Below are 11,542 nucleotides of genomic sequence, written 5' to 3'. Positions count from 1 at the left end.
TTATTAATAACAAAGCTTACTGAAAATAAGGATGGGTGAGAGAACACTCTCACCCTAGCAAGGAGTAGCTTGATGGCTGAATTAGCAACGAATATCGAACCGGCAGAAATACTGCTTTCAGTGAACAACATTGAAGTCGTCTACGACGAAGTAATACTAGTACTTCGCGGTGTGAGTTTAGAAGTTCCAAAAGGGCAGATTGTGACCTTACTGGGCGCCAACGGTGCGGGTAAATCCACAACGTTGAAAGCCATTTCTGGTTTATTGAAAACCGAAGATGGTGAAGTGACGCGCGGCGAAATCAACTTCATGGGCGAGCGTATAGACAACAAAAGCCCGGAAGAGATCGTCCGTTCGGGCATCTTCCAAGTTATGGAAGGGCGCCGAATTGTTGAAGATATGACGGTAATAGAAAATCTTCGCTTAGGCGCTTATACACGCACTGACAACGAAGTTGAACAAGACATCGAAATGGTGTTTGACTATTTCCCGCGACTCAAAGAGCGCACTGGCCTGGCGGGCTATTTGTCTGGCGGTGAGCAACAAATGTTAGCGATTGGCCGAGCGTTAATGGCTCGACCGAAGATGATTTTGTTGGACGAACCGTCTATGGGGCTTTCTCCGCTGCTAGTTAAAGAAGTATTCAGCATTATTAACAAGATCAACAAAGAGCAAGGCATTACCATGCTTTTGGTTGAACAGAATGCCAACTTCGCTCTTCAAGCGGCCGATTACGGTTACATCATGGAATCAGGCAAAATCGTACTAGATGGCAGCAAGCACGAATTGCTAAACAATGAAGACGTAAAAGAATTCTACCTTGGCGGCGGCGATGAAGATCGCAAGAGCTTTAAGAATCTGAAATCTTACAAACGTCGTAAGCGTTGGTTGTAAGGAGCAAGGATGAACGAACTATTTGATGCGAAAGAATCGTTGTCTCTACAGGCGCGAGAAGAGTCGCTGTTTCAACGTTTGCCAGCACTGATTGAGAATTCGAAAGCCAATAGCGAACATTACGCAGCGCATTTTTCTGAGTTAGATCCTACATTGGCAAACAATCGTGAAGGGCTTGCTCAGTTCCCGATTACACGTAAGTTCAATGTACCTAATCAGCAGCAACTTAAACCGCCGTTTGGTGGCTTAAATAGCGTTGCCATTGGTCAAATGGCGCGCGTATTCCAATCTCCTGGGCCGTTGTATGAGGCTCAAACGGATGAGGCCGATTTCTGGCGTATGGGGCGCGCGTTTCACGCTGCTGGGTTCTGTGCGGGTGATTTAGTGCATAACACGCTCTCTTACCATTTCTCTCCTGGCGGATTTATTATGGATGGTGGCGCAAGGGCTTGTGGCTGTGCGGTATTTCCGGCTGGAGTAGGCAATACCGAAGCGCAAATAGAGGCAATTAAACAGCTTCAACCTAATGGTTACACTGGCACACCTTCGTATTTGCTGACGTTGCTACAAAAGTACCAAGAGAAATACAATGAGCTGCCTAGCTTTGAGAAAGCTCTGGTCTCTGGTGAAGCGGTTACAGCAGACATGGAACAGATGTTTGAGGAAAAAGGCATTGCAGTCTTTCAAGCCTACGCAAGTGCAGAGCTTGGTTTGATTGCTTATCAAGTGTCTGGTGAACAAGGATTAGTGATTGCCGAAGATATTATTGTTGAAATCGTTGATCCTGATGGTGTTCCTGTACAACCGGGAGAAGTCGGTGAAGTCGTTGTAACCTCGCTTGATGAGAAGTTCCCGCTGATTCGCTACGCAACGGGAGATTTATCGGCATATCTAGAGACAAGTTCTGATTCTTCACGCACGAATGCACGAATTAAGGGCTGGATGGGACGAGCAGACTCCGCGGTGAAAGTAAAAGGGCTGTTTGTTTATCCGCATCAGATCCAAGAAGTCTGTCGTCGCCACGATATTAAAGGCTCCTTGAAAATTGAGCGCGATGGCTTCAACGATGCCATTACTTTCTGTTGTCATGATGTGCATGTATCAGCAGAGGACATTCAAGCAACACTCCAGTCTGTCACTAAACTGAAAGGCAATGTCCAGTTTGTACCGAACCAAGCGGAGCAGCCGTTAATCAATGATCTTCGCAGTTAACTCATTGGTGGCATAAGTGCAGTAGAAAGTGGTTGTCATAAAAAACTAACAACGTCAGACAAAAGGCTAGAAAAGGGATATCACATTGCGCTGCGTATCCCTTTATTTTTTACTACCGCAATCAGGGAGCGGGTAAATGAAACAGGCACCAATGATTAACACACAATTCTGGGATGATTTGTTTATCCGAGGCACTATGCCTTGGGATGCCCAATCGACACCTCAAGAACTCAAGGATTATCTCGACAATTCACTTCATGTAGGCCAGTCAGTGTTTATTCCTGGGTGTGGTGCCGCTTATGAACTGAGCACTTTTATTCAATATGGGCATGACGTGATCGCGATGGATTACAGCCAAGAAGCGGTAAAAATGGCGCAATCAACGTTAGGTAACTACAAAGATAAAGTCGTATTGGGTGATGTATTTAATGCCGATTTTTCTCACTCGTTTGATGTCATTTACGAGCGGGCCTTTCTCGCAGCACTACCGAGAGATATGTGGTCAGAATACTTTTCGATGGTGGATAAATTATTGCCAAGCGGAGGTTTTCTAATTGGTTTTTTCGTCATTGATGATAATTACCTATCACGCTTCCCTCCATTTTGTTTGCGAAGTGGGGAGTTGGCAGCTTTTCTAGAGCCCACGTTTGAACTTGTGAAGTCCTCAGTGGTGGCAAACAGTGTTGAGGTTTTTAAAGGCAGAGAGCAATGGATGGTGTGGCAGAAGTGTTAGTCGCTTTTAATCTTTTTGAAGAAGTATTCGCGGAAACTTTCTGGTTCTTTGTGAATCGCTGATATATAAGTCTTCACTCTATGCCTGATGGAATGCTCACATAGTTTGTCGGTTTGTGTGAAAAATTAATTTCTCGTTGCTGGTTTTAAGTTGTTGAGATATCTCTAACAGCGGTTGAGTGGTTGAGTTTATTGCTGGCACGGGTTATGTGCTCAGAGCGTAAAGCGACAGATCAGCATCGATCCGAAAGGTAGTAGAACGTCTCTTACTGATCTGTCTATTTCATGCTTATACTATTTTAGGTTGACCATCTGATGCGGTGGCACCGCCGTCTACAGGTAGGTTTGCGCCATTAATGAAAGATGCGTCATCACTTGCCAAGAAAGTCACGACAGACGCAATTTCTTCAGGTTCGGCTGCTCGGCCAAGCGCAATGCGCTCATTGAATTTATCGCGGATGTCCTGCGGCCAGCCGTTCGTCATGTTGGTTTTTACTAAGCTTGGGCATACGGCGTTAATTCTTACCCCATCCGCACCATGGTCCAATGCCATCGCTCGGGTAAGGTTCACCACTGCGCCTTTACTCGCGCAATAGAATGCGGCACCCCAGTCACCACCCAAACCGGAAACGGACGCGGTATTTACCATACAACCTTTCGTTTTTAAGAGTTCAGGTAACGCAAACTTCGCGCAATAAACGACGCCGTCAATGTTTACACCAGAGATCTTCTTCCAGTCTTCCACACTACCTTCAATCACGGTACCAGGGACATGTACGCCTGCATTGTTTACTAAAATATCCAGTTTACCGAAACGGGTAACAACATCAGAAATCAGTGCTGCGACTTTGTCTGGATCAGAAACATCAATGGAATGTGCCGACACACGCTGTTTATCAAAGCCCTCAACGGCGTTTGCCAATTGCTCTTCATTCCAATCGGCAAGAGCGACGTTTGCGCCTTCTTCATACAAACGTTTTGCGATGGCCAAACCAATGCCATTGGCAGAGCCAGTCACGAGTGCGACTTTATTTTTTAATCCTCTCATGCGATTTCTCCTTCGAAACTTACAAAAACGGGATCTTGATTTTTCTCTGTGCGCGGCAACATCAGTTTGTCGTTGTCGCTGTAATCTACGGGGATAGCCACCACTGCTGGTCCTTCAACATCCATGGCTTTATTCAATGTCGGTAGCAATTCGTGTTGACTAGTCACTGCGAAGCCTTTCGCGCCAAATGATTCGGCGTACGCCTTGAAATCAATTGGTCCAAATTTCACACCAGAGCAGCGCTGATATTTGTTGATCTCTTGCATTTCTACCATGTTGTAGGCGTTATCAACCCACACAATATGGACGATATTGCAGTTCAGTCTAACCGCGGTTTCTAACTCCATGCTCGATTGCATAAAACCGCCGTCTCCTGATATCGATACCACTTTGCTACCAGGTTTTAGTAGGCTGGCACCAATGGCCCATGGCAGTGCAACGCCCATCGTTTGTTGGCCGTTAGACACCAGCATTTGGCGAGCTCGAAAACAGCTTAAGTAACGAGCGATCCAGATGTGGAAGCTCCCCATATCAAGGCATAGCGTGGTATCTGGTGTGATGATAGATTGCATGGCTTTAATTAGCGCCAGTGGATGAAACCCTTGCTTGTGATAGACATTGGGATAGGTCTTGATCACTTGCCGTTGCAGTGCTACCTCTTCCAGTACTGAAAGTGCCGTTGGGGAAAGGCGAGCATATTCAGAGATATAGCTGCCCATCTTGTCTAATGACTGCGCAATGTTTCCGACGATTTCAACACAAGGTTGATAATTAAGTTGGTATTCTGCCGGTTCAATATCGAGGTGAATCACTGGGTTGCGGTGGCTGTTCCAAAGCTCAGGGTCATACTCTATTGGGCTAAAGCCGATGGTGAGAATTAAATCGGCATCACGCAGTAAAACATCGCCGGGTTGGTTGTTAAATAAACCGACACGCCCAGCAAAGTGATGATAGTAATTGATATCTACCGTGCCGGCGGCCTGGTAAGTGCCGACAACGGGTAGCTGCGTATTTTGAAGAAATCGGGCGATAGCAGCAGCGTTTTGACTGCGGCTCGCGTGAAGGCCAAGTAAAACCACACAGCGCTTTGCTTTACTGATTCGACTGACCGCATCTTCGATTGCTGCGATGTCAGCGCAACCAGGCTGTGTGTAAGGCGAGGGGACAATAATGTCCGTTTGGGTTTGCTCGGATAAAACATCTTGGGGGAGACTCAAAAAGCAAGCCCCAGGACGACCTGACTCTGCGATACGAAATGCGTTCGCCATGATCTCGCTTGCGGCGTCCACATGCTGCACTTCAGCACTGAACTTAGTTATAGAGCGAAAAATACTGACGGTATCCATGCTCTGGTGTGTTTGTTTTTGCTGGTCAGTTCGTTTCACCGCACCACCGATAGCAATCAGCGGATCGCCTTCGGAGTTTGCTGTTGCCACCCCCGTAACTAGATTTCCACAGCCAGGGCCTGACGTAACCATGGTGACGCCTGCTTTGCCGGTTAGTCTTCCCATAACGCCCGCCATAAATGCGCCGTTAGCTTCGTGGCGTACCGGAATCATTTGGATGTTAGTGTCTTCAATCGCATCGAACAGTCGATCGATTTTTGCACCGGGAATACCGAAAATGTACTTAATGCCGAGAGACTCTAGCTGTTGAGCGATCAACTGAGCTCCATTTTTATTTGAAGGTTTGGATTGCATTTGTTGTCCTTATTATTTGCCTGACTTTGTTACTTTTCCGCCTTTTCTATGGCGGTATTTATATCTTCCGGAGCCAAATTGGCACTGAGGAAGTCTGTGGATACCGGGGTATCAATCACTAGCCGCGAGACTTTGCCAATCTGGAGGAACCCTGACGAAATGCTGTAATCCTGAATATGACCACCTCCTTGGCGGTCATCGGTAATAAAGTGTTCGTGATAGCCGGGCACATTGATGCCAGTCGTATATTTAGGACTGCGAAAGCCGGCGACCACGCCTTGCTTATGCGTGAAGCGGAACGTTGGTTGTTCTTTGACCACTTCAAGCATTGGCCGATAAGGGCGTGTTTGTTTAGGTACGGTACGAGTACGAACTGAATCGAAAACGCCGTCAATGCGCACTGCGCAAAATAGGTTATCGCTTGGAACCATGTCGTCTATGAGGCTATGGACTTCATGACGTGACATGCGCGATGTTAGTGGCAGCTCGATATCAGGCTTAAAAAAAGTCATGACAGCAAAGGGCGTTTTTTGCGCCAGGTCTGCCGGGTTTGCGGAGCCATCCGACTTGAGTTGAAAAACTTCCTTATCAAACGCAATCAACTCACCATCCAATTCATTGAACGTACCTAAACCAAAATCCCCATGTTTCAGCAGTTCTTCTATGGTTGTTGAGCCTTCGTAAACACCAGCTATCAAAGCACTCATTAACGAAGTCTGATAAATCTCACCATCTCCGGTAACGTGATGGTATTCAGAAAATTCTTTCGCTACTTCAAGCGAACAAGCACATAGAGGGTTATAAAATCCACGCATGAGTAAGACCAGTTATGCAATGAAGAGTATATTTAGATTGACTTCTACACGGTGCTAAATCCAATATAAAAAAGATTTATTTTGATATGGAAAATATATGGAATTTCGCTACCTGAAGTATTTTGTCGCGGTCGCCGAGACTCGTCACTTTACCCGAGCAGCTGAACAGTTAGGGATTGCGCAACCTCCTTTGAGTCAACAAATCAAAAAGCTAGAGCACGAGCTTGGCGTGGACTTATTTAAGCGCTTGTCTAGAGGAGTAGAACTGACCCATGCAGGGCAAGTCTTTTATACGGATGCGGTAAATATTCTTGCTGATGTGGAACGCGCTAAAGCAAAAGCCCGACAGATTGCCCGTGGTGAAAATACGCAGGTTAAAATTGGGTTCGCGACGTCAACATCAACCTGCATTAAGGTATTGGAGAGGATTGGGCGTATTCAAGAGAATGGGGTTCATTTACAGACGGCGGAACTATCAATGCCAGAGCTTGCCACTCAGTTAAAAAGCAAACAACTTGATCTCGCAATCATGCGGCTACCCTGTTACGCCAGTGAGCCTTTTGAGCACAAGGTGTTGTTTAACGACCCGTTTGTCGCGGTGATTCCGGCGGGCCACGAACTGGCAAAATATCCCTGTATCCAGATGAAACAGTTGAGAGGCCATAAAATTGTACTGTTTCCACGAGAGACTGGACCTGCATTGTTTGATGGTATGAGCACACTTTTTGCCGACGCAGGAGTAAGGCTCGAACCACAATTCGCAGCACCGCAACTTCGTACGACGATCGCCATGGCGCAGGCTGGGTTAGGCATTGCTATCGTTCCGCGTTCACTGGCTGAACATCTCGATGACTCTGCGACAGTCGCCGAGATTGATGATATCCCCCTAACCAGTCGTGTTGTCGTTGCTTGGGAGGCGTCTAATCTCAATAAACAAGCGTTGAAAGTAGCCATGAACATCGGTCATGTTGAGGCTTAAAGATGAGTCATCGAACTGGCTCTGATAGCCACAGACAAATGTGATACTCTCACTCGTTATATGCAAAGCTATGCTTTGGTTGAATAGACAAATCTTACTCAACGAATAGAACTTACTGAGGATGTACCAATGATATACGCTGCGGTCTTTGATATGGACGGGTTGCTGATTGATTCAGAACCTTTGTGGAAGGAAGCGGAAAAGCAGGTGTTTTCATCAGTTGGTGTCCAAGTGACCGAAGTGCTGTCAAAGCAGACTGCAACTATGACGACAGGTGAAGTAACAAGGTTTTGGTATGAACGTAATCCTTGGCAAGAAAAGAGCCTAGAGGAAGTAGAGAATGCTGTTGTGGATAAAGTGGAGGCATTAATAATTGAAAAAGGATGCGAATTAGAGGGTGTTACAGAAACACTCAAATTGCTTAAGGAAAAAGGGTTTAAGATAGGGTTGTCTACTAATTCACCTTATCAACTCATTCCCATCATTTTGAACAAACTCGGTATTGCCAGTTACTTTGACGCGATATCATCGTCAGACGATGTAGAGCAGGGTAAGCCAGAGCCAGATGTCTACCTTTCAACAATCAATAAACTAGGTGTAGATTCAAGTAACTGTATTGCCTTTGAAGACTCTTATTCGGGTATGCTTGCGGCAACACGAGCAAACATAAAAACAGTCGTGATACCTCAACCTGATAAGTTCTACCAAGAGTTCAATGAAGCCAGACTAAAGCTGCAAAAGCTATCAGAGTTTAATGAAAGCCATTTGGCGAGTTTAATGGACTTGAATTTGAAAGCAACAATTGCACCAACACCGCATGAAAGTTTTTTAGAAGAAGGACTTGATTGTGAATAGTCGGTCACTGAAAAAATACCTACTGCCAATGTTCTTATTGGTTTTACCTATAGAATCATTCGCAAAAGATACGACTATGTTGGACGAGCTCAATAATCGATTTGTTACATTTGAAAGGCGATTTGATGATTGTATCAACTCTGCTTCTCAAAATGATGTGAGTGAAAACATTGTCGATAAGATTCAAGCGCTTAATATTGATTTTGAAATTTCTGTTGGCTATTTATACAAACAATCACTTTATTTATGCTCTGATAATGAATTCAGTGAGTTAGCAAGGATTATCATGATAATTGAAACCTCCGATAATGATGGATTGCAATTATCAAAGGAAAAAGCTAGTCAAATTAGAAAGCTACTTTTTAGCAAAGTGGATTTACGTTTAGAGTCGAAGTTTCAAAGTTTACCGCAAGATAAAAAGGAAGCATTACTGAACCTTGCGAAAAAGCTTGAACCTTTTGATCTCGTAAGCATGCATGAACGACTTCAGGCAATGTAGACTTATGAAAGAGTGTTTTGAGTAGATTCTTAACGCTTGGCTTTTTCATTAAGATTGAGTATTAGGTTCAACGCCTCTAGCTCTTACACAAGATCTAGAGGCATCCATTTTTTATTGACTTAAACGTGTCGAGCTAAGATTTTAACCCTGCAGCGGTCATCATGACGCGAAATAACATAGACACTAACCCTAATGCAGCGACGCTAACGACCCAAATTCCAACCATCCAAGCCCACTGGCGGCACCAATTTTTGATTTTCATACTCACTCCTTATCAACTCGTTAATGGTACGCTTCGTCTTCTTTCACTTTTCCGGAGAAGACGTAGTAACTCCAAAAGGTGTAAGCCAGAATGATCGGGATGATGATCACCGCTCCAACGAGCATAAAGCGCTGACTGCTTGCAGGAGCCGCTGCTTCCCATATCGATATGCTAGGAGGAATGATATTTGGCCAGATACTGATGCCAAGCCCAGCGAACCCGAGAATCACGATCACCAATGCCATCACGAAAGGGCTGCGCTCTTTACGCTTTTTAACGGAGTCGGCAATCTTCAAACATACCAGCCCAGTAATGACAGGTACGGGCAGTAAGTAGAACAAATTAGGCAGAGAAAACCATCTTTCCGCAATGGCAGGGTAAGCAAGTGGAGTCCAAGCGCTCACAATGACTAATGCGGAGATCATTGCCAGTAGTGTTTTGTTAGTGAAGCGGTACATCGTGTTTTGCAGTTCACCTTCCGTCTTCATGATGAGCCATGTGCTACCAAGCAGCGCGTACGTTGCGACTAAACCCAAACCACAAAAGATGGGAAAAGGGCTGAGCCAGTCGAGTTGGCTACCTACGAAGACGCGGTTTTCCACCGCAAAGCCTTGAATTACCGCGCCAACAACGATGCCTTGGAAAAACGTGGTTAAAATCGAGCCGACCATAAAAGAGCGATCCCAGAACTTTAAGTGGCTTTCCAATGCTTTAAAGCGAAACTCAAACGCGACGCCACGAAAGATCAAAGCAATCAACATCAACGTTAAAGGGATGGTTAGCGCTTCAATAATCACCGCGTAAGCCATCGGAAAAGCGCCAAATAGAGATGCGCCTCCAAGCACAATCCAAGTTTCGTTGCCGTCCCAAACTGGCGCGACACTGTTGACCATGACGTCTTTTTGTTTTTCATCCTTGATGAAGGGCATCAGTATTCCAATACCCAAATCGAAGCCGTCCATGATGATGTACATCAAAGTGGCAAAAACGATGATCGCGAACCAAATCACGGATAAATCAAAATGCATATTCTCTACCTTCACTTTGTGACAAATTCTAAATGCGACCTGAAACGGTCGTCATGTCGTGCTCATCGTGTTCGATTGCATCGGGGCCTTTCTTGATTTGGTGGATCATGTAGTAATAACCAAAACCAAATACCAAGCTGTATACAACAAGGAAACACAGCAGGCTGATGCTCATTTGTAGGTCTCCGTGTGCAGAAACCGCATCACGCGTTTTTTGTACGCCATACACGACCCAAGGTTGCCGACCAACCTCTGTCGTAAACCAGCCAGCGAGTATTGCGATAAGACCAGATGGCCCCATAAACAATGAAAACTTGAGGAACCAACGCGAAGTATAAAGCGTGTTCTTTTTTCGTAACCATATGCTGTAGAAGCTTTGAAAAATCATCAGAAGTCCTAGCCCGACCATGATTCGAAATGACCAAAAGACGATAGGTGAGTTCGGTCGTTCCTCTTTCGGGAAGTCTTTCAGCGCCGGGATTGGCTCAGTTAAACTGTGGCGTAGGATCAAACTTCCTAAAACAGGAATTTCTAAGGCATAGTCTGTGCGTTCTTGTTCCATGTTTGGCATGCCGAACAATATCAATGGGGTTGGTTTGCCATCGCTGTTATCCCAATGTCCTTCGATGGCAGCGATTTTGGCGGGCTGGTGTTCCAGAGTGTTTAGCCCGTGCACATCGCCAATCACGGCTTGGAGTGGCGCAAGGAACACTAAGATCCCGAGCGACATCGAAAACATGGTTTTTACCGCAGTCGATTGATTGCCTCTCAATAAATGCCAAGCGGCTGACGCGCCTACAAAGAGTGCTGAACTGACGAAAGCCGCGACGCTCATGTGCGCCAAACGATAAGGAAATGAAGGATTGAAAACGATAGCAAACCAGTCGGTTGGCACCACACGTCCGTCGACAATTTCATAGCCTTGTGGCGTTTGCATCCAACTGTTGGAGGCGAGAATCCAGAACGTCGAAATGATCGTTCCTAACGCCACCATCGAGGTTGCAAAAAAGTGCAGCTTTTCGCCGACGCGACGCCACCCAAACAGCATTACGCCAAGAAATCCGGCTTCGAGAAAGAAAGCCGTTAACACTTCATAAGTCAGTAATGGGCCTGTGATAGAACCAGCGAAGTCGGAGAAACCACTCCAGTTGGTGCCGAATTGATAAGCCATGACAAGACCAGATACAACACCCATTCCAAAGTTAACCGCAAAAATTTTCGACCAGAAGTGATAGAGCTTTTGGTAATCGGGATTACGTGTTTTTAGCCATAAGCCTTCCAGCACGGCGAGATAGGTGGCCAAACCTATGGTGATAGCGGGGAAAATAATATGAAAGGATACCGTAAAGGCGAACTGTATCCGTGCAAGCATAAATGCGTCGAGGCCAAACATTAAACTTCCTTTGATCTTTTAAGTTTTATGAGAGAGCTATTTTAAAAGGAGCGGAATGAGGGAAGTAGGTACAGACAGTGACTATAAACCTATAACAGATTAAATATTGAAGTGTTATTATTTTG

Annotated in this window: 12 protein-coding genes; 6 read left to right on the top strand and 6 right to left on the bottom strand. The window is 45.5% G+C overall.

All coding sequences use genetic code 11. From position 1 onward, the window contains the following. Nucleotides 1–72 precede the first annotated feature (72 nt). From H9L11_RS22340 to H9L11_RS22330, 3 genes are all read left to right on the top strand, one after another. Nucleotides 73–894 (top strand): ABC transporter ATP-binding protein, encoded by an 822-nt coding sequence (locus tag H9L11_RS22340; RefSeq protein ID WP_005373283.1) that lies wholly within the window; start codon nt 73–75, stop codon nt 892–894. Nucleotides 895–903: 9 nt separating this feature from the next. Continuing rightward, nucleotides 904–2,106 (top strand): AMP-binding protein, encoded by a 1,203-nt coding sequence (locus tag H9L11_RS22335; protein ID WP_033906431.1) that lies wholly within the window; start codon nt 904–906, stop codon nt 2,104–2,106. A 136-nt stretch (nt 2,107–2,242) separates the two neighbouring features. Beyond that, complete coding sequence (locus H9L11_RS22330) at nt 2,243–2,839, top strand: methyltransferase domain-containing protein (protein ID WP_033906432.1); 597 nt, start codon at nt 2,243–2,245, stop codon at nt 2,837–2,839. A 288-nt stretch (nt 2,840–3,127) separates the two neighbouring features. Here the strand turns inward: H9L11_RS22330 and H9L11_RS22325 are convergent, their stop codons facing one another. From H9L11_RS22325 to budA, 3 genes are read right to left on the bottom strand one after another with little or no spacing between them, the layout of a single operon-like run. Next, nucleotides 3,128–3,886 (bottom strand): SDR family oxidoreductase, encoded by a 759-nt coding sequence (locus H9L11_RS22325; protein WP_033906433.1) that lies wholly within the window; start codon nt 3,884–3,886, stop codon nt 3,128–3,130. Then, a complete protein-coding gene (alsS, locus tag H9L11_RS22320) occupies nt 3,883–5,586 on the bottom strand; it encodes an acetolactate synthase AlsS (protein ID WP_053349211.1) in 1,704 nt (567 codons plus the stop codon). The genes H9L11_RS22325 and alsS overlap by 4 nt, the downstream gene beginning before the upstream one ends. A gap of 29 nt (nt 5,587–5,615) precedes the next feature. Next, nucleotides 5,616–6,401: an acetolactate decarboxylase gene (gene budA / locus H9L11_RS22315; RefSeq protein ID WP_005392587.1), complete on the bottom strand. Its 786-nt coding sequence runs from the start codon at nt 6,399–6,401 to the stop codon at nt 5,616–5,618. A gap of 97 nt (nt 6,402–6,498) precedes the next feature. Between budA and H9L11_RS22310 the strand changes: the two genes are divergently transcribed. From H9L11_RS22310 to H9L11_RS22300, 3 genes are all read left to right on the top strand, one after another. Further along, entirely contained in the window at nt 6,499–7,380 is an 882-nt protein-coding gene (locus H9L11_RS22310) for a LysR family transcriptional regulator (RefSeq protein ID WP_205391209.1), read from the top strand. 129 nt (nt 7,381–7,509) lie between these two features. Next, nucleotides 7,510–8,235: a hexitol phosphatase HxpB gene (gene hxpB / locus H9L11_RS22305; protein WP_205391208.1), complete on the top strand. Its 726-nt coding sequence runs from the start codon at nt 7,510–7,512 to the stop codon at nt 8,233–8,235. Next, entirely contained in the window at nt 8,228–8,734 is a 507-nt protein-coding gene (locus H9L11_RS22300) for a hypothetical protein (protein ID WP_225455295.1), read from the top strand. Before hxpB ends, H9L11_RS22300 begins: the two co-directional genes overlap by 8 nt. A gap of 133 nt (nt 8,735–8,867) precedes the next feature. On the opposite strand, the gene H9L11_RS22295 is transcribed toward H9L11_RS22300, so the two are convergent. The 3 genes from H9L11_RS22295 to H9L11_RS22285 are packed head-to-tail and all read right to left on the bottom strand — an operon-like array spanning nt 8,868 to nt 11,417. Beyond that, nucleotides 8,868–8,996 (bottom strand): DUF2474 domain-containing protein, encoded by a 129-nt coding sequence (locus H9L11_RS22295; RefSeq protein WP_005373267.1) that lies wholly within the window; start codon nt 8,994–8,996, stop codon nt 8,868–8,870. Nucleotides 8,997–9,016: 20 nt separating this feature from the next. Next, nucleotides 9,017–10,024: a cytochrome d ubiquinol oxidase subunit II gene (cydB, locus tag H9L11_RS22290; RefSeq protein WP_017820345.1), complete on the bottom strand. Its 1,008-nt coding sequence runs from the start codon at nt 10,022–10,024 to the stop codon at nt 9,017–9,019. A gap of 28 nt (nt 10,025–10,052) precedes the next feature. Then, complete coding sequence (locus H9L11_RS22285) at nt 10,053–11,417, bottom strand: cytochrome ubiquinol oxidase subunit I (protein ID WP_005373264.1); 1,365 nt, start codon at nt 11,415–11,417, stop codon at nt 10,053–10,055. Between the last annotated feature and the right edge of the window lie 125 nt (nt 11,418–11,542).

Origin of the sequence: Vibrio sp. sp1 (assembly GCF_016920955.1) — a bacterium.
GTDB classification, from domain to species: domain Bacteria; phylum Pseudomonadota; class Gammaproteobacteria; order Enterobacterales; family Vibrionaceae; genus Vibrio; species Vibrio alginolyticus.
The sequence above is the reverse complement of the archived record's forward strand: the minus strand, read 5'-3'. Positions and strand labels throughout refer to the sequence as shown.

Coding starts and splice junctions, on each gene's coding strand:
- H9L11_RS22340 (WP_005373283.1), top strand. CDS start 73: ATGGCTGAATTAGCAACGAATATCGAACCGGCAGAAATACTGCTTTCA.
- H9L11_RS22335 (WP_033906431.1), top strand. CDS start 904: ATGAACGAACTATTTGATGCGAAAGAATCGTTGTCTCTACAGGCGCGA.
- H9L11_RS22330 (WP_033906432.1), top strand. CDS start 2,243: ATGAAACAGGCACCAATGATTAACACACAATTCTGGGATGATTTGTTT.
- H9L11_RS22325 (WP_033906433.1), bottom strand. CDS start 3,886: ATGAGAGGATTAAAAAATAAAGTCGCACTCGTGACTGGCTCTGCCAAT.
- alsS (WP_053349211.1), bottom strand. CDS start 5,586: ATGCAATCCAAACCTTCAAATAAAAATGGAGCTCAGTTGATCGCTCAA.
- budA (WP_005392587.1), bottom strand. CDS start 6,401: ATGCGTGGATTTTATAACCCTCTATGTGCTTGTTCGCTTGAAGTAGCG.
- H9L11_RS22310 (WP_205391209.1), top strand. CDS start 6,499: ATGGAATTTCGCTACCTGAAGTATTTTGTCGCGGTCGCCGAGACTCGT.
- hxpB (WP_205391208.1), top strand. CDS start 7,510: ATGATATACGCTGCGGTCTTTGATATGGACGGGTTGCTGATTGATTCA.
- H9L11_RS22295 (WP_005373267.1), bottom strand. CDS start 8,996: ATGAAAATCAAAAATTGGTGCCGCCAGTGGGCTTGGATGGTTGGAATT.
- cydB (WP_017820345.1), bottom strand. CDS start 10,024: ATGCATTTTGATTTATCCGTGATTTGGTTCGCGATCATCGTTTTTGCC.
- H9L11_RS22285 (WP_005373264.1), bottom strand. CDS start 11,417: ATGTTTGGCCTCGACGCATTTATGCTTGCACGGATACAGTTCGCCTTT.